Genomic DNA, 21,233 nt, shown 5'->3' on the forward strand with positions numbered 1-21,233 from the left:
GCCGCCCCCAGGAAAACTGAAACGGAGCCTGTGCCTAAAGAGGCGGCGCCCCATCCCCGAACCGAAGACAAAAAAGAACCCCGGGAAGACGCGCTTCCCGGGGGGCTTGCAGGTGGTTCTGTTCGGAAAGGCCGCTCTAGTGGCCGCCCGCCACGCCTTCCTGGATCTCGTGGGTCGGAGCCTTCTTGGCGACGATCGCGAACCACAGGACGTAGACGTAGCAAACCAGCGGAGCGATGAAGCCCATCGAGATCGAACCGGTCAGTTCCTCGATCTTGGCGAAGGCCAGCGGCAGGAAGGCGCCGCCCACGATGGCCATGCACAGCAGCCCCGAGGTCGCCGAGGTCGGCGCCGAGGACCGTTGCAGGGTCAGGGTGAAGATCGTCGGGAACATGATCGAGTTGAACAGGCCGATCAGCAGGGCCGCGAAGGCTGGGATCAGACCCGACGTCATCGGAGCCGAGGCCAGCAGCAGGTTCACCGTGCCGGTGTGGGCCGTGGGGGTCATGTCCTTGGTCAGGATGACGACCAGGCACAGCACGATGGCGCCGACAGCCACGGCGGTCAGCAGGGCGTAGTCCTTGATCGTCTTCAGCATGGCCGAACCGGCGAAGCGGCCGATCATGGCGAACACCATGTAGAAGGTCGTCAGCTTGCCAGCCTGCTCGGACGGGATGTCCAGAATGCGCGACTGCTCCAGGAACAGCAGCAGGTGAAGCGAGATCGCCACCTCGGCGCCGACATAGAGGAAGATGCCGATCGCGCCCAGGTTCGCCCACTTCGAGGTCAGGGCGGTGAACGGATTGACCAATTGGCCGGTCTTCGGCGCCGCATCGGTAATCTTCTGGCGGACCAGGAAGATCAGCAGGATGAACAGGGCCAGGCCCACGCCGATCACGAGGTAGACGTTCGAGACAAAGCCCAAGGCCTGCTCGCGCATGGCCTGGGTGATCACCACACCCTTGGTGAAGATCTCGCCCTTGAGCAGGAAGTTCGCGCCGAACCACAGGCCGCAGGCCGCGCCCAGCGAGTTGAACGCTTGCGACAGGTTCAGTCGGAAGGAGGCTTCGTCGGGCTTGCCCATCGAGGCGATCAGCGGGTTGGCCGCCACCTGCAGCAGGGTCACGCCGGACGCCATCACGAATAGGCCGACCAGGAAGACGCCGAAGGTGTGCAGCTTGGCCGCCGCGATGGCGATGAAACAGCCGGCGACGATACTGCCCAGGCCGACCATGACCGACCGGGCGTAGCCGAGCTTGGACAGGAACGCGGCCGACGGCAGCGACATGATCCCGTAGGCGATGAAGAAGGCGAAGCCGGTCAGGCTGGCCTCGACGGGGCTCAGGGTGAAAACCGTCTTGAAGGTCTTGAGCAGCGGGTCGAGGAGGTTGGTGACCAGCGCCCAGATGAAGAACAGGCAGGTCACATAGACGACGGCGAGCTTGACGCCCCCGCCCTTGCCTACGTCTTTCGTCGTGGTTTTCGCGATCGCGGCGTCAGTCATCGGACGGCGCCCTCAAAGCTGTATTTCAACGCAATCACTTCACCACTCCCTAGTGACGTTTATTCGTGGAATCCGTCTTTGCGCGGACGCGCCATTCACAGGAAGCGTGACAACGTTGTCAACCACAAGCCAAATTTTTCCACGCTTGAGAGGCTCTCGCAGGAACCCCTCCGCCTTTTCTTCGCTTGATCCTGCGAAGCGGGAGTTTCCTATGTCGGCTCTGATGGTCCTTCTGATTTCCAGCGTCTTCGTGCTGGCGGCCATGGTCGGCCTGGCCGATGCACTGGTGCATTTCATCGGCTGGAGCATCGACCGTTTGAAGACGCCCCACGAGGCCGTCGAGGCGGTTCAGTCACCGGCGCAGGGAATCACGGCGTAGCGCTCGGCGGTCAGCCGGCGGCCGTCCAGGTCGGCTCGGAACGGCGCCTTAGGCGTCCAGTCGCGTGCGGCCAGGCCGGGCGACAGCGCCTGATCGCTCCAGCGCGGCCAGATGATCCAGGCCGGGGCGTCGGGCGCGGCGCAGAAGACGCGGATCTTGTCCGGGCTCGGCGACGGTGCGCGCGAGGCGGCGACGGTCAGTGGCCTGATGGAGTCGCGGCCCATGAGGCGCGCTCTCTCCAGACGCTCGGCGCGCCGCCACAGTTCCAGAGCTAACGGTCGGGAGAACACCACGCCCGCGCTCTGCACCGTGCTGAACCAGCTCGGTCGGCCGATCAGCACCCAAGGCTCCACATCGCCCGACAGCCACAGAACCGCGCCAGGCCGCGACTTGGTCATGGCGACCAGCGCGGGATCCCTGCCCGCGTCGCGATCACGGACATAGGCCGAGCGGTCGTCCCATAGCAGAACCGCCAGTAGCCCGATCACGAGGACCCCGACGACACGGACGGTCACGGGTGGCGAAGTCCATCCCCGCGCCAGCCAGACGCCGAGGCACACAGCGATGATCAGGGCCGGGACGTCGCTGAACCAGAGGGCGTTCTGGCTATAGGCCCCTGTCCTGGCGAACTCGGTGACGAGCCCCGCCCCGGTTAGCGCGGCGCAGCCGACCACCGTCGCGGCGATCATCCCCACGGCGGCCGCCGAGATCAGGTCCGGACGGCCGAAGCGCGCCTTTTCACCCACGGCCGCGAACAGCAAACCGAACGGCGCGACCAGCAAGCCGAACGCGCCCAGGTCGTGGACCATCCACGCCAGGCCGAGCAGGGCCAGAGCGAGCAAACCGGCCGGTCCACGCCGGGGCAGTTCGGCGCTGAGCAACGCCAGGCACGCCAGGGCCAGCACCGCCAGCGGCTGCAACGTGCGCCAGCTCTGGACCTGCAGGAACAGGATCAAAGACAGCCGGTCCCCCAGCACCGCGACCATGGCGACGCCGACCAGACCGGCCACCAGCGCGCCCAGCGCCAGGCGACGCGAGGCGCCTTGCAGCAGGAACGCCGCCGCCGCGACCGTGCAGGCCTGCACGGCCAGGCGGCTCCAGGCCTCGATCGGCCAGAGCGACGGGAACAGGAACGGGCTGCGCGCCTCGACCACACCGCGCCAGGCCGGATCCATGACGGTGACCAGGCGGTCGGCGACCGGCAGATGCGCCAGGCCCGCCGCCACGACGACGCTGGCCCCCGCCAGGCCGCCCCACAGCCAGCGGCGATCCTCGAAGCACAGCGCGACCCCGATCGCGGCGGCCGAGCACAGGCCCATGATCGGATGGAACAGCATGCCGACGACGCAGAGCCCAAGGCCCAGCCAACGCCGACCGATTAGATACGCGGCCATGCCGGCCAGACCCGCGGCCTCGACCAGGCCGCGTGGCGTGGCGTAGGCCTCGCCGAAGCCGATGACGTTCATCGGGCCGTACAGCCCCGGCAGGGCGACCACGAAGACCAGGGCCGCCCAGCGCAGGGCCGGCGACCGGTGGGCCAGAAAGCGCTCGACCAGCATCGCCGCCGCCGCGAACCACAGCGTCAAAGTCAGGAGCACAATCGCCATAGTCGCGCCCGACAGGCCCAGCAGAGCGATCAGGCGCGCCAGTATCGGCGTGTAGAGGCTGAAGCCGAACTGCCCGTCATGGACGAACATCAGGTCGCGCCCGACGCCCGCCGGATCCAGCTTGGCCAGGGCGTCGGCCACATAGAGGCGGCCATCGTGATGGACGCCGAGATAGGGACGGCTCAGCAGGAACAGCCCAAAGGCGGCCAGCCAGCCCAGCCAGCGGCTATCGGCGAGGTTCTTCAGCCGGCTCACGGTTCGACGGAATTGACGCTCGCAAGACTTTTGGGAGCCTTGAACAGCAGCGCCCGGCGGACGGTGAAGTTGAACACGAAGACGATGCCCGCGGTCGGGATCTTGGCCACGCCTGGGCTCATGTGCAGCGCCTCGACCCACAGGGCCATCAGGCCTTGGGTCAAAACGAGGCCGGCCAGGCCCACGCCGACGAAGCCGACGAACTCGCGTCGGCGATCGGCGACCGGGCGGTGGCGGAACACCATCGAGACCGACAGCAGATAGGTCACGGCCATGCCGCTGACGAACCCCGTCGCCGAAGCCACGAGATAGTTCACGCCCACCGCCGTCAGCGCCAGCAGCAAGCCCCAGTCCATCCCCAGCGCAAGGGCGCTGGCCAGGCCGTAAAGCGCCAGTTCCCGCAGCCCTTCAGGCAAAAGCCGCCAGAGCCGGATCATGATCAGGCGGCGACCTTGGTCGGCACGGCGCGCTCGCTACGCAGGGCCTCGCGGGCGCCGGAGACGCCGGCTTCGCCGTACTCGGCGTCCTCGTTGACCTCCCATACGTCGTGCAGGGTCTCGCCGGCGATGATGTTCTCGGCCGTCAGCAGGCCGGTCATCATGGCGTGGTCCTGGTTGTTGTACTTGTGCATGCCGTTGCGGCCGACGAGGTGCAGCCCCGGGAAGTGCATCTTCAGGTCCAGGCGGATCATCTTGATGTGCTCGGCATAGACGTCGTCATAGACCGGATAGGCCTTGTGCTGGCGCACCACGCAGGCGTCGTAGACGTCCGCCGGGTCCATCAGGCCGATCTTGGCGATCTCGTGCTTGGCCTGGGCGACCAAGTCCTCGTCCGAAGTGACCCACAGGCCGTCGCCCTCGAAGCAGAAGTATTCCAGGCCCAGGCAGGTCGACACGCCGTCCGGGATCATCTCGGGCGACCACGAGCGGAAGTTCTGCACACGGCCGACCTTCACCGACGGATCGTGAATGTAGATCCAGTTGTCGGGCAGCTCCTTCTGCGGCTTGCCGATCAGCACCACGGTCAGGAAGTCGCGGTACATCAGTTCGCCGGCGTGAAAGACGCTGATCGGGGTGGGCGAAATCGCTTGCATCAGCTCGCGGATCGGCGCCGACGAGACGACATCGTCGGCCGTGTAGATCTCCTTCTTGCCGTCGGCGCAGGTGACGCTGACGGTCCAGATTTTGGCCAGCTTGTCGTAGTGCAGGCCGTCGACCTTGCGGCCCATGCGAACCTGTCCGCCCAGGGCGGTGACTTTTCGGGCGCAAGCCTCCCACATCATGCCGGGGCCCTTGCGGGGATAGCGGAAGCTCTCGATCAGGGTCTTGGGCGCGCCCTCACCCGTCTTGGCCTTGACGCCCAGGGAGCGCTTGAGGCCGTCGATGATGGCCGAGGCCAGGTCCAGACCCTTGATGCGCTGGCTGGCCCAGTCGGCCGAGATCTCGTCGCAGCTCATGCCCCACACCTTCTCGGTGTAGGTCTTGAAGAAGATCGAGAACAGCTTCTCGCCGAACTGGTTGCGCACCCACTGGTGGAAGGTCGCCGGCGCCGCGATCGGGTTCAGCTTGGCCCAGCCGAACGAGGCCATGCACTTGGTCGCCGTCCACACGCCGAGATTCGCGAGCGCCTCGAAGGCCTTCAGCGGATAGGCGTAGAACTTTTCGCGGTAATAGATGCGCGACAGGCGCGGCCGGTCGATGAAATCGTCGGGCAGGATCTCGTTCCAGAGGTCGACGATCTCCTTGCTCTTCGAGAAGAAGCGGTGGCCGCCGATGTCGAACTTGAAGCCCTTGTAGTCCACGGTCCGGCTGATGCCGCCGACATAGGTCGGGTCCATCTCCAGCACGGTCACGGCGCGGCCGGCCTTGGCCAGGGTGTAGGCGGTCGTCAGCCCGGCCGGGCCGGCGCCGATCACCAGGGTCTCCACGTGCTGGCCCATGCGGCCGTCTCCTAATCCCGTTTCGATACAGGATGGAGGCGGATGGTTAAGGCGGGGTCGCGAGGCTTGGTGAATCCCGATTAATCGTGAATCCGGGACGATCGGTCGCGGCGGCTGCTTATCGGGGGTGACAGGCGCGAAAGGCGACGCTAGGGTTTCCGTGATGACCCTCGCCGCCAGCCAACAGCTGTTTTGGTATTTTAGCTATCCGACGCCTCTGGCGCCGGGAGGGTTTCGTTCGGCCTGACATCGGGCCACAAAGAACACCTTCACCAGCCGCCAGGGGTTCCCCGGGCGGCTTTTTTCATGGCCCCCGGACCTCACAGGATCTTCCGGAGTACGCCATGCCTTCCTCGACCGCCGCCCATCTCGTCTCGCTGCCGGTCCCCACCGACGACCTGCGCATTGAAAAGCTGCAGACCCTCAGCCCGCCCGCCCAGGTGATCGGCGAGGCTCCAGCCAGCTCGTCGATCGCCGAGATCGTCGGCGACGCGCGCACGGCCGTCCACGAGATCCTGCATGGCCGCGACGACCGCCTCGTGGTGGTGATCGGCCCCTGCTCGATCCACGACCCGAAGGCCGCCCTCGACTATGCCCAGCGCCTGGCCGCCGAACGCGAGCGCCATGCCGGCGAGCTGGAAGTGATCATGCGCGTCTACTTCGAAAAGCCGCGCACCACGGTGGGCTGGAAGGGCCTGATCAACGATCCGGACCTGGACGGCGGCTTCCGGATCAACGAAGGCCTGCGCCTGGCGCGCCGGGTGCTGCTGGATATCAGCGCCCAGGGCCTGCCGACGGCCTGCGAGTTCCTGGATGTCACCACGCCCCAATACATCGCCGACCTGGTGGCCTGGGGCGCGATCGGCGCCCGCACGACCGAAAGCCAGATCCACCGCGAGATGGCCTCGGGCCTCTCTTGCCCCGTCGGCTTCAAGAACGGCACCAATGGCGACGTCAAGGTCGCGGTCGACGCGGTCACCGCCGCCTCTCAGCCGCACCATTTCCTGGCCGTGACCAAGGAGGGCCGCGCGGCCATCGCCACCACCACCGGCAACGACGACTGCCACGTCGTGCTGCGCGGCGGCAAGACGCCGAACTACGACGCCGCCAGCGTGGCCGCCGCCGCGGAGACGGTGGCCAAGGCCGGCATGCCTGCCCGGATCATGGTCGATGTCAGCCACGCCAACAGCGGCAAGAACCACGAGAACCAGCCGGCCGTCGTCGCCGACGTCTGCGCTCAGGTGGCGACCGGGACCTCGCCGATCATGGGCGTGATGATCGAGAGCAACCTCGTGGCCGGCCGCCAGGACATCGTCCCCGGCCAGTCCCTGACCTACGGCCAGTCGGTCACCGACGCCTGCGTCGACTGGACGACCTCGGTGACCCTGCTCGACCAGTTGGCGGCGGCGGTTCGCGCCGGACGCCAGGCCTAGGAATGCAGGGCGCGAACGGCGGGTGTTAAGTCGACATCCCGCCGTTCGCGCATCCTTCTGCCGACGAGACGCGTTGTGAAGCCCGAGGGACCTTCACCAAAGCGAAGTTCACATGACCCGTCTCGTCATCATCGGCCTGGCCATCGGCGCCATCGCCCTTCCCGCGACGCTGGCGCCCACGGACGCCGACGCCGCCACCTGCCGCAGCCGCAAGGCCACCGGAACAGTCATCGGCGGCCTGGGCGGCGCCCTGGTCGGCAACGCCATCTCCAAGGGTGGCGGCGGTCTGCTGATCGGCGGCGTCGGCGGCGCCCTGGTCGGCCGCGAGATCGGCAAGAGCGGCTGTCGCACGCGCACGGCCTATTACAGCTCCGGCTATCGCGCCGCCGCGGCGGCGCCAACGCGGCCCGCGCCCGTCCGTCAGGTCTACTACGACCACATGGGCAACCCGGTCGCGACCGGCGAAGTCCGCGACGGGACCTTTCAGCAGGTTTCCGCGCCGACCGGCGGGACGTGCCGCAACGCCACGATCTCCTACTACGACGAGCGCGGTCGCTTGGCCCAGCGCCCCGTCCAGATCTGCCCCCGCTAGAAATCCACGGAAATCAAAAGATGATCCGCAAGCCCGTGATGGCCGCCCTGGCCCTCGCCACCCTCGCCCTGACCGCCTGTGAAAACGGTCACGAGGCCATGTCCAACCCGAAGATCTGCGCCGACTTCAGCAACAATGCGGGTCCTGGCGCCGCGGCGGCTTCGGATCCGTCGACGCCGGTCGACGAGTGCGCCCGCCGCTGGGCCTACAGCCTGGCCGGCTCCAAGGACGGCGCAGAGATTGTCGCCGAGGCGGTGGTGGCCGCCTGCGCGCCGGTGCTGAGCCGCTGGAACCAGGCCTCGCTGGGCCAGGCCGCCAACAGCGGCGAGCAGGCCCTGAGCCTGACCACCGGCCAGCCGACCAATCCGCTGGCCGAGCACAGCAGCTTCGCCCAAGGCCGCGCGCTGTTCTATGTCGTCCAGGCCCGCGCCGGCCGCTGCAAGCCGCCGCCCGTCACCAACGGCGTACCCGCGGGTCTCTAGGGCGAACCTATAGAACTGTCGATTTCCCTGTGGCAGGGTCGGAGCCGGACACCGCTCCACTTCGGGCACGCGCACCGCCGCCCCTGCCCTTTTTCCACAGGGAAACCGCGAGCGATGACCTCATCGACCTCGAACATCACGTTCGGCCGCCTTGCCGCGTCGGCGTTCACCCGCGACATCCACGCCGCCAGCGCCTTCTATGGCGACGTCCTGGGCTTCAAGAAGACCTTCGAAAACGGCGATCCGGTGGGCTTCATGATCCTGCAGAAGGACGGGGCCGAGCTGCATCTCAGCCTGGTGAAGGACCACAAGCCCTCGACCACCAATATCGCTCATCTGATGGTCGACGATGTCGACGCCCTGCATGAGGTCCTGATCGCGGCCGGCGTGCGGATCATCAAGTCGCTAGCCGACAAGGACTACGGGATGAGGGCTTTCGTCTTCGCCGACCCCGACGGCAACCGTATCGACGTCGGCCAGCCGCTCGCGGTGGATACCGAGGCCTCGCGCTTCGAGAACCGCGACCTGTCGGCGGCGGCCTTCTCGAATTGTCGCCTGGCGGGCGCGACGTTCGCGGATGTCGACCTGTCGAAGGCCAGACTCAACAACGTCAATCTCAGCGGCGTCACGATCGACGACGCCAGGATCGACGGGCTGACCATATCCGGCATGGACATCCAGGCGCTGATCCGCGCGGAATTGGCCCGCCGACGCGAAGGCTAGGCCAGCGACGCGCGCTCCCATTCCAGGAACTCCGGCGTCGCCAGCAGGCGCTCGGCATAGGCTGCCGCCGGTCCGGCATCGCCATAGTCAGCCGGCTTGATCCCATGGGTGCGGAAGCGCGTCGCCACCGGCGTGTAGAAGGCGTCGGCGATCGACCACTCGCCCAGCAGGAACGGTCCGCCGGACCGCGACAGCAACTGGTTCCAGCGCTCGACGATCGTCCGCACGTTCTTCTGGGTGGCCTCGGAGATGTCGACCGCGCGCGGTTCCTCTTCCAGCGCCATCGCGCACTCGCCGCGCAGAGCCTGGAAGCCGCCATGCATCTCGGCCGCCGCCGAGCGGCCCAGCGCCCGCAGGATCGGATCGGCCGGCCACAGCTTGGCGTCGGGATAGGTCTCGGCCAGGTATTCGCAGATGGCCAGCGAGTCCCAGAGGGTCAGGTCGCCGACCTTCAGCACCGGCACCTGCCGGCTGGGCGAGTGCTCGGCGATGGCCGCGTCGCTGGCCGCGCCCTGGCGCAACTGGATCTCGATCTCCTGGAACGACGCGCCGGTGCGCTTCAGCGCCAGCCACGGCCGCAACGACCAGCTTGACCACCGCTTGGTGCCGATCACGAGTTCCATGGCGCGCGCTCCCTGATGCGATTGCCGCCCGGCTTACCCTGCGTCTAAGGTGGCCTCAACGATTAGAACAACTGTTCGAGGGAGAGCGCTCATGGCGGACGTGCCGTCGCCGGTCATCAATCCCGTTTCGACGGGCTATCGCCGTTACGCCCTATGGGTGCTGCTGATCATCTACACCCTGAACTTCCTGGACCGGCAGGTGGTCAACATCCTGGCCGAGCCGATCAAGCGCGATCTGGGCCTGGCCGACTGGCAGCTGGGCATGATGACGGGCCTGGCCTTCGCCATCTTCTACACCGTGCTGGGCATCCCGATCGCCCGTCTCGCCGAGACCAGGAACCGGCCCTTCATCATCGGCGCCTCGGTGGCCGCGTGGAGCGCCTTCACCGTGCTGTGCGGCTTCACCCAGAACTTCTGGCAGCTGATCCTGGCGCGGATCGGGGTGGGCGTCGGCGAGGCCGGCTGCACCCCGCCCGCCCACTCGCTGATCACCGACTACGTGCCGCGCGAGAAGCGGGCCAGCGCCATCGCCTTCTATTCGATCGGCACGCCATTGGGCACCCTCGCCGGCATGGCCATGGGCGGGCTGATCGCCGACGCCCATGGCTGGCGGGCGGCGTTCATGGTGGCGGGCGCGCCGGGCGTGGTCTTCGCCTTGATCGCCGCTTTCACCCTGGTGGAGCCGCGCAAGAAGCTGGCCGCCGAGATGGCCGCCCGCGCCAGCTCGCAGATCAGTTTCGCCGCCGCCCTGGCGGTGCTGGCGACCAAGAAGACCTTCTGGCTGGTGGCCCTGGCCGCCTCGATCAAGGCCTTCATCGGCTATGGCCACGCGCCGTTCACCGCCTCGTTCTTCTTCCGCAACCACGGGCCGGAAATCGCCCAGTTGGCCTCGACCTTCGGCCTGAAGTCGGCCGGCTTCCTGGGCCTGGCCCTAGGGCTGATCGGCGGTACGGCGGGGGTGATCGGCGCCTGGCTGGGCGGCGTCTTCGCCGATCGCCTGGGGGCCAAGGATCTGCGGGCCTATGTGACCGTGCCCGCCATCGCCTCGCTGATCACCATCCCGATCTTCGTCACCGCCGTCAGCCTGGACGCGCCGATGACCGCGATCTGCCTCCTGGCCGTCAACGCCCTGCTGGGGACGCTGTGGTACGGGCCGGTCTACGCCACCGCCCAGAGCATCGTCGATCCGGCCCTGCGCGCGACCGCCTCGGCCGTGCTGCTGCTGGTCATCAACCTGATTGGCCTGGGCCTTGGTCCGTTGGCCGTCGGCATTCTCAGCGACGTGCTGTCCGGCCATATGGGCCTAGGCGAGGCGCAGGGTGTGCGCTGGGCGCTGATCGTCTCGTCGACGCTGGGCCTGGCCGCGTTCGGCCTGTTCTGGGCGGCCCGCAGCAGCATCCGCGAAGAGATGGTCGCCTGATTTTCGGCGGCGTCGGAGGCTGAAATTTAGCCTCTGGCGCTTTGCCTTCCGCTCGGTCACAGTCCCTTCAAAGAATTAGAACAAATGTTTGAAGGGAGAGAGTCAGTATGGCCGACGCGCGTGCGTCCGGCGGCGAACGGCCGCTTTATTCGAATGGCTACAAGGCGACGGTGCTGGGGCTGCTGCTGGCCACCTACACCTTCAACTTCATCGACCGGACGATCATCGCCACCATCGGTCAGGCCATCAAGGTAGACCTGAAACTGACCGATACGCAGCTGGGCTTGCTGGGCGGTCTCTACTTCGCCCTGCTCTACACCCTGCTCGGCATCCCGATCGCGCGCCTGGCCGAGCGTTGGAACCGCGTGACCATCATCTCGCTGTCGCTGGTGGTCTGGTCGGGGTTCACCGCCCTGTGCGGCGCGGCGACGAGCTTCGCCCAACTGGCCCTGTTCCGCTTCGGCGTCGGCGTCGGCGAGGCCGGCTGCTCGCCGCCGAGCCACTCGCTGATCAGCGACTATTACGAACCCAAGCAGCGCGCCTCGGCCCTGTCGATCTATTCGTTCGGCATCCCGCTGGGCACCATGTTCGGCGCGGTTGCCGGCGGCTGGCTGGCCCAGGAGTTCAGCTGGCGCGTGGCCTTCGTCATCGTCGGCCTGCCCGGCGTGATCCTGGCCCTGATCGTCAAGCTGGTGATCAAGGAGCCGCCGCGTGGCCATTCCGAGATCGTCGAGCGCCCGATCGAGGCCGAGAACCTCGTGGTCGAGCCCGCGCCCAAGCCGGCGTTCTCCATCGCCAACGAGTTCTCGGAACTGTGGGCGGTGTTCAAGATCCTGTTCTTCAAGTGGCCCGTCCTGAACATGGTGCTGGGCGTGACCATCGCCTCGTTCGGCTCGTACGGCTCGGGCGCCTTCGTGCCATCTTACTTCGTGCGCGCCTTCGGCCTGGGCCTGGCGCAGGTGGGCCTGATCACAGGCCTGATCGGCGGCTTCTCGGCCGGCATCGGCACCCTTGTCGGCGGCTTCCTGAGCGACTGGGCCGGCAAGCGGAGCTTCAAGTGGTACGCCTGGGTCCCGGCCATCGGCCTGACCATCTGCACGCCGATCTACATCCTCGCCTATCTGCAGAGCGACTGGCAGGCGACGGCGATGATCCTGCTGATCCCCGGTATCTTCCACTATGTCTACCTGGCCCCGACCTTCGCCGTGGTCCAGAACTCGGTGGAGCCGCGCCGCCGGGCCACCGCCACGGCCCTGCTGTTCTTCTTCCTGAACCTGATCGCCCTGGGCGGCGGGCCGGTCTTCACGGGCTGGCTGATCGACCATCTGGCGCAGTACCACTTCAACACCCCCGACGCCGCCGGCGTGGTCCACAGCGTGCTCGCCTCATTTGGCGTCGAAGGCGGCCAGAGCTTCGCGGCGACCTGTCCCGGCGGCATCGCGCCCAAGGGCTCGGCGCCCGAGCTGGCGGCGCAGTGCCGCTCGACCCTGGCCCTCTCCAGCCAGCAAGGCATCATCGTCTCGCTGTGCTTCTACGCCTGGGCGGGCGTCCACTACGCTCTGGCCGCCATCGGCATGGTCAAGCACATGAAGTCTCGCGAAGCGGCGTAAGTAATAAGCCTCTTCCCTTGACTCCCGGGGCGGGCGGGCCGAAACGCCCGCCCATGATCAGCCGCTACGCCCGCCCCGAAGCCGCCGCCATCTGGTCCAGCCAGACCAAGTACAAGATCTGGTTCGAGATCGAGGCCCACGCCGCCGACGCCATGGCCGAGATCGGGACCATCCCGAAGCTCGCCGCCGAGACGATCTGGGAAAAGGGCCGCGACGCGGTCTGGGACAGCGACCGCATCGACGAGATAGAGCGCGTCACCAAGCACGACGTCATCGCCTTCCTGACCCACGTGTCGGAAATCGTCGGCCCGGAAGCCCGCTTCCTGCACCAGGGCATGACCAGCAGCGACGTGCTGGACACCTGCTTCGCCGTGCAGCTGTCCAAGGCCACCGACCTGCTGCTGGAAGACGTCGACCTCATCCTGGCCGCCCTGAAGCGCCGCGCGTTCGAGCACAAGATGACGGTCTGCGTCGGCCGCAGCCACGGCATCCACGCTGAACCGATCACCTTCGGCCTGAAGCTGGCCGGCTACTACGCCGAGTTCCAGCGCGCCAAGGAACGCCTGGCGATGGCCAAGTTCGAGATCGCCACCTGCGCGATCTCGGGCGCCGTCGGCACCTTCGCCAATGTCGATCCGCGCGTGGAACAGCACGTCGCCGACAAGATGGGCCTGGCCGTCGAGCCGGTCTCGACCCAGGTGATCCCGCGCGACCGCCACGCCGCCTATTTCGCGGCCCTGGGCGTCGTGGCCTCGTCGGTCGAGCGCCTGGCCACCGAGATCCGTCACCTGCAGCGAACCGAAGTCCTGGAAGCCGAAGAGCCGTTCGAGGTCGGCCAGAAGGGCTCGTCCGCCATGCCGCACAAGCGCAACCCGATCCTGACCGAAAACCTGACGGGCCTGGCGCGTCTGGTCCGCTCGGCCGTGGTCCCGGCCATGGAGAACGTCGCCCTCTGGCACGAGCGCGACATCAGCCACTCGTCGGTCGAGCGCGGCATCGGCCCCGACGCCACCATCCATCTCGACTTCGCCCTGCGCCGTCTGGCCGGCGTCATCGAGCGCTTCAACATCTATCCCGACAACATGGCCAAGAACCTGGACAAGCTGGGCGGCCTGGTCTTCTCGCAGCGCGTCATGCTGGCCCTGACCCAGGAAGGCGTCAGCCGCGAGGACGCCTACGCCGCCGTTCAGGGCAACGCCATGAAGGTCTGGCGCGGCGAAGGCCGCTTCATCGACTTCCTGAAAGCCGACCCGGTGGTGTCCAAGGCCCTGTCGGACACCGTGCTGGAGGAGCTGTTCGACTACGGCTACCACACCAAGAATGTCGACGTGATCTTCAAGCGCGTCTTCGGCGAGCAAGGCTGACCATGAGCGAACCGCCGGTTCTTCGCCTCAATCCGGCGCTGGATCCGGCGGTCTTCGCACAGGCCTATGCGCGCGATGGCCTCGTGCGCATTCCCGAGGTGTTCGAGCCGGCGGTCGTCGACCGCTTGGCCGGCATCCTCGAACAGACCATCGACTGGGACATTATCTGCTCGAATGAGCGCGGCGGGGCCGAGGTCATCACCCGCGCCCGCCGGGCCGAGCTGGGCGATCAGGCGGTGGCGGGCAAGCTGCAGGCGGCGACGCTCCGAGCCCGCACCGGCTTCGCCTATGTCTATCTCGGCTATCCGATGATCAACGCCTTCGTCGAGGGCCGCGACCCGGGCCACCCGATCCATGCCCTGACCCAATTCCTGAACAGTCCCGAGGTCATCGCCTTCGGCGCCGCCGTCACGGGCGAGGCGGGGATCACCAAGATCGACGGCCAGGCGACCTGCTATCGCCCGGGCGATTTTCTCACGCAGCATGACGACACGGGCGTCGGCGAGCGCCTGGCTGCCTACACCCTGGGCCTGACCCGCCAGTGGCGGCCGGATTGGGGCGGCCAACTGCTGTTCCACGATGACAACGGCGACGTCGCGCGCGGCTTGGCCCCGGCCTTCAATGTCCTGACCCTGTTCAAGGTGCCCCAGCAGCATTCCGTGGCCCCGGTCGCGCCCTATGCCGGCGCGCTGCGTCTGACCGTCACCGGCTGGCTGCGCAACGATCCGCCCAATGGCGCCGGCGCCCCCATTGACGGCTAAGCGCGGCTTCCCGCCGGTCGTCGATGCAAGCACCCGCGTCCTCGTGCTGGGCAGCCTTCCGGGCGAGGCCTCGCTGGCGGTCAGCCAGTACTACGGCCATCCCAGGAACGCCTTCTGGCGGTTGATGGAGGGCGTGATAGACGCGCCGCTGGTCCCACTGGCCTACGAGGCGCGCCTGACGACTCTTTTGGCCCATCGCGTGGGCCTGTGGGACGTGATCGCCGAAGCCCACCGCGCCGGCAGCCTCGACGCCGCTATCCGCGATCCGGCGGCCAACGACCTGCTGGCGTTGATCGAGGCCCTTCCCGCGCTTCGCTGCGTCGGCTTCAACGGCGGCACGGCTGCGAAGCTGGGAACGAAGCTGATCGGCGAGCGCGTCACGACCCTCGCCCTGCCCTCCTCCAGCCCCGCCCATGCGGCGCGAAGCTTCGCGGAGAAGGCGGAAGCCTGGGGCCGCCTCAAGACCTTTCTCGCCTCATAGTCCCCATTCGGCGCACAAGCCTTGGATGGTGAAGGCCGCTAGCCGCCGACAGCGCGGACTCACGACCACATTACGGGAAATTCATCTGCACGCCGGCCGCGCTTAGGGCAGCATCCGCCGCCTAGAGGGGAATCCTACACATGCGCATCTTCCTGCTGGCCGCCGTTTCCGCGGTCGCGATTTCCGGCTCGGCCTTCGCCGCCGACAAGCCGATGTACGGGACCTGGGGCGTCGACCTGACGTCGCGAGACCTGACCGTGAAACCTGGCGACGACTTCAACAAGTTCGCCAACGGCGCCTGGGAAAAGCGTACGACCATCCCGGCCGACCAGGGCTCGGCCGGCGTCGGCTACGACGTCTACAACCGCTCGCAGGACCAACTGCGCACCCTGATCGAGACGGCCGACGCCTCGACGCCGATCGGCGCGCTGTACAAGAGCTTCATCGACGAGACCAAGGTCGAGCAGGTCGACGACGCGGCGCTGAAGGTCGATCTGGCCGCCATTCAGGCGATCGCGTCCAAGGCGGAACTGGCCAAGGCCATGGGTCGCGCCCATGGCGGCTTCGGCCCCGACCTGTTCTCGCTGGACATCGCCGCCGACGCCAAGAAGCCCGAACTCAACACGCTCTATATCGGCCAGTCGGGCCTGGGCCTGCCCGATCGCGACTACTATCTGACCGACGGCTTCAAGCCGCAGTTGGAGGCCTACAGGGCCTTCGCCGAACGGGCGCTGAAGATGGCGGGTTATCCGGATCCCGCCAAGGCCGCCGCCGACGTGGTCGCCTTCGAGACCGCCGTGGCCAAGGTCAGCTGGGCGGTCGCCGACCGCCGCGACATCGACAAGATCTACAACCCCGTCTCCCTGACCGAGCTGCAGGCCTATGCGCCAGAAGTGCCGTGGGCGGACTATCTGGCCGCCGCCGGGGTCACCGGCCGCGATCAAGTGGTCCTGGGTGAAAAGACCGCCGTCCGCGACATCGCCAAGCTCTTCGCCGCCACGCCTCTGGAAACCCTGAAGGCCTGGCAGACCGTCCAGGGTGTCCAGGAGATGTCGCCCTATCTGTCCAAGCGCTTCGTCGACAGCCGCTTCGAGTATGTGAAGGTGCTGAGCGGCCAGACCCAGCTGCGCCCCCGCTGGAAGCGCGGCGTGGCGCTGGTCGACGGCAGCCTCGGCGAGGTGGTCGGCCAGACCTATGTCGCCAAGTACTTCCCGCCCTCCTCTAAGGCCCAGATGGTCGACCTGATCGCCAATCTGAAGATCGCCATGGCCGAGCGGATCCGGAAGGCGCCGTGGATGGCTCCGGCCACCAAGGAGGCGGCGCTGACCAAGCTGTCGAAGATGACGGTGATGGTCGGCTATCCGGACAAGTGGCGCGACTATTCGGCCCTGAAGCTGGACGCCGGCGACCTCTACGGCAATGTCCGGCGCAGCGGCGCCTTCGAGTGGGCCTATGCCCTGAGCGATCTGGGCAAGCCCGTCGACCACGCCAAGTGGGGCATGACCCCGCAGACGGTGAACGCCTACAACGGCGGGCTGGAGAACAAGATCGTGTTCCCGGCCGGCATCCTGCAGGCGCCCTTTTTCGATCCGGCCGCCGACCCGGCGGTGAACTATGGCGCGATCGGCGCGGTGATCGGCCACGAGATCAGCCACGGCTTCGACGACCAGGGCCGCAAGATCGACGAGACCGGCAAGCTGCGCGACTGGTGGACGGCCGAGGACGCCAAGCGCTTCGACACCCAGGCCGACGTGCTGGGCAAGCAGTACGACAGCTACGAGGCCGTGCCGGGCATGTTCATCAACGGCAAGCTGACCATGGGCGAGAACATCGCCGACCTGGCCGGCCTGCAGGTGGCCTATGACGCCTATCACGCCTCGCTGAAGGGCAAGCCCGCCCCGGTCGTGGCCGGCATGACCGGCGACCAGCGCTTCTTCCTGGCCTTCGCCCAGGCCTGGCAGGACAAGTCGCGGCCCGACTCGCTGAAGCAGCAGATGGCGTCCGACCCGCATTCGCCGTCGAACTTCCGGGTCATCGGCCCGACGCGCAATGTCGACGCCTGGTACGCGGCCTTCGGCGTCAAGCCGGGTGACAAGTTCTACCTGCCGCCGGAAAAGCGCTCGCGCATCTGGTAGACCCAACGAAAGCTCGCGCCGTCTCGTAGGGCGGCGCGAGCAAGTGTGGTGTGTTTCCAGGTCTCCGAAGGGAGGCCGGAGAACCGATCAGGCGATCTTCTTGACCGGCACGTTCTCGACGTGGGTGGTCACGTAGTTGAAGCCGCCCGAGCCGTTCCATTGCTGGTCCACCGACAGGGCGGCGGTGAACTTGGCGATGAACGAACCGATGGCGGGCGGCGGCACGCTGTAGACGAACTCGCCGTTCAGCGAGACGAGCTGATGGTTGGGACCAAAGCCCGTCTGATAGATCTGGCCGGTCACCGGGAAGCGGTGGGTCCCACCCGGAATAGCCTGGCTGATCTCGGCGATGCCGGCGACATGGCCCGAGGCGGCTTGGACGGACAGAGCCAGATTGACGACGGGCGCCCCCGGCAGGCCGGTGTTCCCGACCACGGCCTTGACGAAATAGAGACCGATCACATCGCTGGCGGTCTTTTGGGTATGGAGAGTTCCAGCTTCAGCGCTCATTGGACGTCCTCCCTTTTTGGCGATCCCGACGACCGCCCGGAGGCACATTGATCCATACCCTTTTCAGCGCCAGATAAAACCTGGGCGAAGATTTGAATTTCTAACAACCAAGAAGTGCAAACGCCCGCGCGACCGCCGATCCGGATTTCGCAATCCGTGAAACGACAAAGCCCGGCGAGGTCCATGACCAGCGCCGGGCTCTGCTTAACGGTTTAGAATAAATCGGATCGACCCGCCGGGTCGAAGCGTGGCGAAGCTTACTCGCCGGTCTTGATCTGCTCGCGGGCCTGGGCCAGCAGTTCGTCCATCTTCCTGCGGACCTCGCCTTCGGAGGTCGCGACGCCCGAGCCCTTCAGGTCTTCGAACACCTTGCGCAGAACGTCCTCGTCGCCCGGCTGCTCGAAGTCGGACTTGACCACCGCTCGCGCGTAATCTTCCACGGTCGCCAGGCCCATCAGGCCGGCCGCCCATTCACCGAGCAGGCGGTTGCGGCGCGCGGTCGCCTTGAATTCAAGCTCTTGGTCGTGAGCGAACTTGTTTTCGAAAGCCTGTTCGCGGTCGTCGAAGGTGGTCATGAAGGCCCCAAAGTCGTCGAGAGCCTATCGCGACCAGATAAATCCTCTGGCGGCGACAGGCTCGAATTCTAAACGTTTAGAGCACGATGTCCGCCGAAAACGGCGTCCAGGTTCGGCAATCATGCTCTTCAGCCGGCTGCATATCCCGTGGCGCTCTCCGCCGCAATCGGCGGATAAGCCGCAGGCGATGTTTCCCGTCGCGGCGTAGCCCGAAACACCGCCCGAAAGCTGTCCTTCGTTTGCGCGGTCGCGTTGATTCAGATAGGTTCCACACGACATTTTCCAGTGAGCGGCCTTGAGTCGAACGCCGCGCGCAGCTATCCGCCGCGCGCGCTTTTCGTTTCTCCGGAAGATTCCGGACTTGAGGAGCGGCGCGCGCTTACAGAAGGGCCTCGACGAGAGCCATGACGACCCGTCGCAAGAAGATCTACGAAGGCAAGGCCAAGATCCTCTACGAAGGCCCCGAGCCCGGCACCCTGATCCAATATTTCAAGGACGACGCGACGGCCTTCAACGCCCAGAAGAAGGCCATCCTGGAAGGCAAGGGCGTCATCAACAATCGGATCAGCGAGTACATCATGACTCGCCTGAACTCGATCGGCGTCCAGAACCACTTCATCCGCCGCCTGAACCTGCGCGAACAGCTGATCAAGGAAGTCGAGATCGTCCCGCTCGAGGTCGTGGTGCGCAACATCGCCGCCGGCTCGATCGCCACGCGCCTGGGCCTGACCGAGGGTCAGCCCCTGCCCCGCTCGATCATCGAGTTCTACTACAAGGACGACAAGCTGGGCGACCCGATGGTCTCCGAGGAGCACATCACCGCTTTCAACTGGGCCGCGACCCAGGAGATCGACGACATGATGGCCACCGCCCTGCGCGTGAACGACTACCTGTCGGGCCTGTTCAGCGCCGTCGGCATCACGCTGGTGGACTTCAAGATCGAGTTCGGCCGCATTTACGAGGGCGACTTCTCACGGATCATCCTGGCCGACGAGATCAGCCCCGACAGCTGCCGCCTGTGGGACAGCCTGACCAACGAGAAGCTGGACAAGGACCGCTTCCGCCGCGACCTGGGCAATGTCATCGAGAGCTATACCGAGGTGGCCCGCCGCCTGGGGATCATGAAGGAAATGCCGACCGTCATCCAAGGCGGCGTGCACTAAATCCTTCGGTCGAAGAAGTCGCGACGCCCGACGTCGCGCGGGGAGAATCTGTCCGTGAAAGCTACTGTCCACGTGTTCCTGAAGCCTGGCGTGCTCGACGTCCAGGGCAAGGCCGTCGAGAACGCCCTGCATGGCCTGGGCTGGCCGTCGGTGAAGGACGCCCGCGTCGGCCGCGTCATCGAGTTCGACCTTGAGGCCACCGACGCCGAGGCCGCCAAGGCCGAGGTCAAGACCATGTGCGACAAGCTGCTGGCCAACACGGTCATCGAAAGCTACCGCATCGACATCGCCTAGCGACGTCAGGGGGCGGATTTAATCCGCCCCACCTCTTCCCCTCTCGGATTAGCCGCACGATGTTCGGCGAGCAATGACGAAGGGAGAGCGTCGATGAGCGCCAAGTTCCATCTGGCCGAGGTCAATGTCGGACGCCTGAGGGCGCCGATCGACCATCCCATGATCAAGGACTTCGCGGACAATCTCGACCGCATCAACGCCCTGGCCGAAAGCTCGCCGGGGTTCGTCTGGCGGCTCAAGGGCGACGGTAACAACGCCACCGACTTGGCGATCGACGGCGATCCCCTGTTCATTCCGAACCTGTCGGTGTGGGAGGACCTCCCCGCCCTGGGCGCCTACGTCTATCGCAGCGGCCACGTCGAGATCATGCGCCGCCGCAAGGAATGGTTCGAGCACATGGACACCTACATGGCCCTCTGGTGGGTCCCGGTGGGCCATGAGCCGACGGTGGGGGAGGCTCTGGGAAAGCTGGCGGTGATCGCGGCGCACGGGCCGACGCCGGCGGCCTTCACGTTCAGAACGCCCTTCCCAGCACCGACGGGTGAGCCGGTGGAGCCGGAACTGGACGCGTGCGCATAATTGTCCGTCACTCGTGACTGACAATGCGTCCGAACGGTGCTACAGGCCCGCGCCATGAAAGCCGCCGTCGTCGTATTCCCCGGTTCGAACTGTGACCGCGACTGCAAGGTCGCCATCGAGCGCTCCGCCGGCGCCCGTGTCGAGATGGTCTGGCACCAGGAGACGGCGTTGCCGGACGACCTGGACCTGATCGTCCTGCCCGGCGGCTTCTCGTACGGCGACTATCTGCGCTGCGGCGCCATGGCGGCCCAGAGCCCGGTCATGAAGGAGGTCGTCGCGGCCGCCGGCAAGGGCGTCGCCGTGGTCGGCATCTGCAACGGCTTCCAGGTCCTGACCGAAGTCGGCCTGTTGCCCGGCGCACTGCTGCGCAACGCCGGCCTGAAGTACGTCTGCAAGGCCATCGATCTCGACATCGTCAACGGTCAGACCCGCTTCACCGCCGGCTATGGCGAGCAGCGCGACGCGGTCATGACGGTCGGCAACGGCGAAGGCAACTACTACGCCGACGAAGAGACCCTGAACCGGATCGAGGGCGAGGGCCAGGTGGTGTTCCGCTACAAGCAGAACCCGAACGGCTCGGCCCGCGGCATCGCCGGCATCGTCAATGCGGGCGGCAACGTCCTGGGCCTGATGCCCCACCCCGATCGCTCGTTCGACCCGGACCTCGGCTCCGACGACGGCGCGGTGCTGTTCCGCAGCATCTTCGAGAGCGCATAGCGCTAGGCCCAGAACGGGAAGAGAAAGAGCAGGACGCAGACCACTACGGCGGCCCATGCCAAATGCTTGATGACCCTGACGTCGGCG

Annotated in this window: 23 protein-coding genes; 16 read left to right on the top strand and 7 right to left on the bottom strand. The window is 66.6% G+C overall.

Translation table 11 applies throughout. The features are described 5' to 3' along the window. Positions 1 to 136 precede the first annotated feature (136 nt). Entirely contained in the window at positions 137 to 1,504 is a 1,368-nt protein-coding gene (locus ACW175_RS17620) for a sugar MFS transporter (protein ID WP_492101300.1), read from the bottom strand. 211 nt (positions 1,505 to 1,715) lie between these two features. Between ACW175_RS17620 and ACW175_RS17625 the strand changes: the two genes are divergently transcribed. Next, on the top strand, positions 1,716 to 1,883 hold the full coding sequence (locus tag ACW175_RS17625) for a hypothetical protein (RefSeq protein WP_492101301.1): 168 nt from the start codon (positions 1,716 to 1,718) through the stop codon (positions 1,881 to 1,883). Here the strand turns inward: ACW175_RS17625 and ACW175_RS17630 are convergent. Genes ACW175_RS17630 through ACW175_RS17640 form a run of 3 tightly spaced genes read right to left on the bottom strand, consistent with a single transcriptional unit; the run spans position 1,853 to position 5,684 of the window. After that, the gene (locus ACW175_RS17630) at positions 1,853 to 3,745 is read right to left on the bottom strand and encodes a hypothetical protein (RefSeq protein WP_492101302.1); all 1,893 of its coding nucleotides are present in this window, start codon (positions 3,743 to 3,745) and stop codon (positions 1,853 to 1,855) included. The genes ACW175_RS17625 and ACW175_RS17630 overlap by 31 nt on opposite strands. Continuing rightward, positions 3,742 to 4,182: a GtrA family protein gene (locus ACW175_RS17635; protein ID WP_492101303.1), complete on the bottom strand. Its 441-nt coding sequence runs from the start codon at positions 4,180 to 4,182 to the stop codon at positions 3,742 to 3,744. The genes ACW175_RS17630 and ACW175_RS17635 overlap by 4 nt, the downstream gene beginning before the upstream one ends. Positions 4,183 to 4,184: 2 nt before the next feature. Next, positions 4,185 to 5,684, bottom strand: coding sequence for an NAD(P)/FAD-dependent oxidoreductase (locus ACW175_RS17640; protein WP_492101304.1), 1,500 nt, complete (start codon positions 5,682 to 5,684; stop codon positions 4,185 to 4,187). A gap of 163 nt (positions 5,685 to 5,847) precedes the next feature. Between ACW175_RS17640 and ACW175_RS17645 the strand changes: the two genes are divergently transcribed. The 5 genes from ACW175_RS17645 (at position 5,848) to ACW175_RS17665 (ending at position 8,914) form a co-directional block, all read left to right on the top strand. Then, complete coding sequence (locus tag ACW175_RS17645; RefSeq protein WP_125156646.1) at positions 5,848 to 5,931, top strand: hypothetical protein; 84 nt, start codon at positions 5,848 to 5,850, stop codon at positions 5,929 to 5,931. 97 nt (positions 5,932 to 6,028) lie between these two features. After that, entirely contained in the window at positions 6,029 to 7,117 is a 1,089-nt protein-coding gene (locus tag ACW175_RS17650) for a 3-deoxy-7-phosphoheptulonate synthase (protein ID WP_492101305.1), read from the top strand. A 112-nt stretch (positions 7,118 to 7,229) separates the two neighbouring features. Then, on the top strand, positions 7,230 to 7,709 hold the full coding sequence (locus tag ACW175_RS17655; protein WP_492101306.1) for a hypothetical protein: 480 nt from the start codon (positions 7,230 to 7,232) through the stop codon (positions 7,707 to 7,709). 20 nt (positions 7,710 to 7,729) lie between these two features. After that, positions 7,730 to 8,191 carry a hypothetical protein gene (locus tag ACW175_RS17660; RefSeq protein WP_492101307.1) on the top strand — a complete coding sequence of 154 codons (462 nt, stop codon included), beginning with the start codon at positions 7,730 to 7,732 and terminating at the stop codon, positions 8,189 to 8,191. 114 nt (positions 8,192 to 8,305) lie between these two features. Further along, positions 8,306 to 8,914, top strand: coding sequence for a glyoxalase superfamily protein (locus ACW175_RS17665; RefSeq protein ID WP_492101308.1), 609 nt, complete (start codon positions 8,306 to 8,308; stop codon positions 8,912 to 8,914). Here ACW175_RS17665 and ACW175_RS17670 read toward each other — a convergent pair. Continuing rightward, positions 8,911 to 9,537, bottom strand: coding sequence for a glutathione S-transferase family protein (locus ACW175_RS17670; RefSeq protein WP_492101309.1), 627 nt, complete (start codon positions 9,535 to 9,537; stop codon positions 8,911 to 8,913). The two genes, ACW175_RS17665 and ACW175_RS17670, sit on opposite strands and share 4 nt — an antisense overlap. 91 nt (positions 9,538 to 9,628) lie before the next feature. Between ACW175_RS17670 and ACW175_RS17675 the strand changes: the two genes are divergently transcribed. From ACW175_RS17675 to ACW175_RS17700, 6 genes are all read left to right on the top strand, one after another. After that, on the top strand, positions 9,629 to 10,957 hold the full coding sequence (locus ACW175_RS17675) for a spinster family MFS transporter (RefSeq protein ID WP_492101310.1): 1,329 nt from the start codon (positions 9,629 to 9,631) through the stop codon (positions 10,955 to 10,957). A 107-nt stretch (positions 10,958 to 11,064) separates the two neighbouring features. Further along, complete coding sequence (locus ACW175_RS17680) at positions 11,065 to 12,567, top strand: spinster family MFS transporter (RefSeq protein WP_492101311.1); 1,503 nt, start codon at positions 11,065 to 11,067, stop codon at positions 12,565 to 12,567. 53 nt (positions 12,568 to 12,620) lie between these two features. Continuing rightward, positions 12,621 to 13,931: an adenylosuccinate lyase gene (gene purB / locus ACW175_RS17685; RefSeq protein ID WP_492101312.1), complete on the top strand. Its 1,311-nt coding sequence runs from the start codon at positions 12,621 to 12,623 to the stop codon at positions 13,929 to 13,931. 2 nt (positions 13,932 to 13,933) lie between these two features. Then, entirely contained in the window at positions 13,934 to 14,692 is a 759-nt protein-coding gene (locus ACW175_RS17690; RefSeq protein WP_492101313.1) for a 2OG-Fe(II) oxygenase family protein, read from the top strand. Beyond that, positions 14,682 to 15,173, top strand: coding sequence for a DNA-deoxyinosine glycosylase (locus tag ACW175_RS17695; RefSeq protein WP_492101314.1), 492 nt, complete (start codon positions 14,682 to 14,684; stop codon positions 15,171 to 15,173). Before ACW175_RS17690 ends, ACW175_RS17695 begins: the two co-directional genes overlap by 11 nt. Positions 15,174 to 15,313: 140 nt before the next feature. Next, a complete protein-coding gene (locus ACW175_RS17700; protein WP_492101315.1) occupies positions 15,314 to 17,308 on the top strand; it encodes a M13 family metallopeptidase in 1,995 nt (664 codons plus the stop codon). Between the two features lie 87 nt (positions 17,309 to 17,395). Here the strand turns inward: ACW175_RS17700 and ACW175_RS17705 are convergent, their stop codons facing one another. Both ACW175_RS17705 and ACW175_RS17710 read right to left on the bottom strand, forming a co-directional pair. Further along, a complete protein-coding gene (locus tag ACW175_RS17705) occupies positions 17,396 to 17,818 on the bottom strand; it encodes a DUF1842 domain-containing protein (protein ID WP_492101316.1) in 423 nt (140 codons plus the stop codon). Between the two features lie 257 nt (positions 17,819 to 18,075). Further along, positions 18,076 to 18,393: a DUF1476 domain-containing protein gene (locus tag ACW175_RS17710; protein WP_099580162.1), complete on the bottom strand. Its 318-nt coding sequence runs from the start codon at positions 18,391 to 18,393 to the stop codon at positions 18,076 to 18,078. A gap of 404 nt (positions 18,394 to 18,797) precedes the next feature. Here ACW175_RS17710 and purC point away from each other — a divergent pair, with 404 nt between their 5' ends. The 4 genes from purC (at position 18,798) to purQ (ending at position 21,146) form a co-directional block, all read left to right on the top strand. Further along, complete coding sequence (gene purC / locus ACW175_RS17715) at positions 18,798 to 19,556, top strand: phosphoribosylaminoimidazolesuccinocarboxamide synthase (protein ID WP_492101317.1); 759 nt, start codon at positions 18,798 to 18,800, stop codon at positions 19,554 to 19,556. Positions 19,557 to 19,610: 54 nt separating this feature from the next. Next, positions 19,611 to 19,850, top strand: coding sequence for a phosphoribosylformylglycinamidine synthase subunit PurS (gene purS / locus ACW175_RS17720; RefSeq protein ID WP_492101318.1), 240 nt, complete (start codon positions 19,611 to 19,613; stop codon positions 19,848 to 19,850). A 93-nt stretch (positions 19,851 to 19,943) separates the two neighbouring features. Further along, entirely contained in the window at positions 19,944 to 20,429 is a 486-nt protein-coding gene (locus ACW175_RS17725; RefSeq protein WP_492101319.1) for a DUF3291 domain-containing protein, read from the top strand. Positions 20,430 to 20,483: 54 nt separating this feature from the next. Beyond that, positions 20,484 to 21,146 carry a phosphoribosylformylglycinamidine synthase subunit PurQ gene (gene purQ, locus ACW175_RS17730; RefSeq protein WP_492101320.1) on the top strand — a complete coding sequence of 221 codons (663 nt, stop codon included), beginning with the start codon at positions 20,484 to 20,486 and terminating at the stop codon, positions 21,144 to 21,146. Positions 21,147 to 21,233: the final 87 nt, after the last annotated feature.

Source organism: Caulobacter sp. FV1ye6ST, assembly GCF_058681225.1.

Coding starts and splice junctions, on each gene's coding strand:
- ACW175_RS17620 (WP_492101300.1), bottom strand. CDS start 1,504: ATGACTGACGCCGCGATCGCGAAAACCACGACGAAAGACGTAGGCAAG.
- ACW175_RS17625 (WP_492101301.1), top strand. CDS start 1,716: ATGTCGGCTCTGATGGTCCTTCTGATTTCCAGCGTCTTCGTGCTGGCG.
- ACW175_RS17635 (WP_492101303.1), bottom strand. CDS start 4,182: ATGATCCGGCTCTGGCGGCTTTTGCCTGAAGGGCTGCGGGAACTGGCG.
- ACW175_RS17640 (WP_492101304.1), bottom strand. CDS start 5,684: ATGGGCCAGCACGTGGAGACCCTGGTGATCGGCGCCGGCCCGGCCGGG.
- ACW175_RS17645 (WP_125156646.1), top strand. CDS start 5,848: ATGACCCTCGCCGCCAGCCAACAGCTGTTTTGGTATTTTAGCTATCCG.
- ACW175_RS17650 (WP_492101305.1), top strand. CDS start 6,029: ATGCCTTCCTCGACCGCCGCCCATCTCGTCTCGCTGCCGGTCCCCACC.
- ACW175_RS17655 (WP_492101306.1), top strand. CDS start 7,230: ATGACCCGTCTCGTCATCATCGGCCTGGCCATCGGCGCCATCGCCCTT.
- ACW175_RS17660 (WP_492101307.1), top strand. CDS start 7,730: ATGATCCGCAAGCCCGTGATGGCCGCCCTGGCCCTCGCCACCCTCGCC.
- ACW175_RS17665 (WP_492101308.1), top strand. CDS start 8,306: ATGACCTCATCGACCTCGAACATCACGTTCGGCCGCCTTGCCGCGTCG.
- ACW175_RS17670 (WP_492101309.1), bottom strand. CDS start 9,537: ATGGAACTCGTGATCGGCACCAAGCGGTGGTCAAGCTGGTCGTTGCGG.
- ACW175_RS17675 (WP_492101310.1), top strand. CDS start 9,629: ATGGCGGACGTGCCGTCGCCGGTCATCAATCCCGTTTCGACGGGCTAT.
- ACW175_RS17680 (WP_492101311.1), top strand. CDS start 11,065: ATGGCCGACGCGCGTGCGTCCGGCGGCGAACGGCCGCTTTATTCGAAT.
- purB (WP_492101312.1), top strand. CDS start 12,621: ATGATCAGCCGCTACGCCCGCCCCGAAGCCGCCGCCATCTGGTCCAGC.
- ACW175_RS17690 (WP_492101313.1), top strand. CDS start 13,934: ATGAGCGAACCGCCGGTTCTTCGCCTCAATCCGGCGCTGGATCCGGCG.
- ACW175_RS17700 (WP_492101315.1), top strand. CDS start 15,314: ATGCGCATCTTCCTGCTGGCCGCCGTTTCCGCGGTCGCGATTTCCGGC.
- ACW175_RS17705 (WP_492101316.1), bottom strand. CDS start 17,818: ATGAGCGCTGAAGCTGGAACTCTCCATACCCAAAAGACCGCCAGCGAT.
- ACW175_RS17710 (WP_099580162.1), bottom strand. CDS start 18,393: ATGACCACCTTCGACGACCGCGAACAGGCTTTCGAAAACAAGTTCGCT.
- purC (WP_492101317.1), top strand. CDS start 18,798: ATGACGACCCGTCGCAAGAAGATCTACGAAGGCAAGGCCAAGATCCTC.
- ACW175_RS17725 (WP_492101319.1), top strand. CDS start 19,944: ATGAGCGCCAAGTTCCATCTGGCCGAGGTCAATGTCGGACGCCTGAGG.
- purQ (WP_492101320.1), top strand. CDS start 20,484: ATGAAAGCCGCCGTCGTCGTATTCCCCGGTTCGAACTGTGACCGCGAC.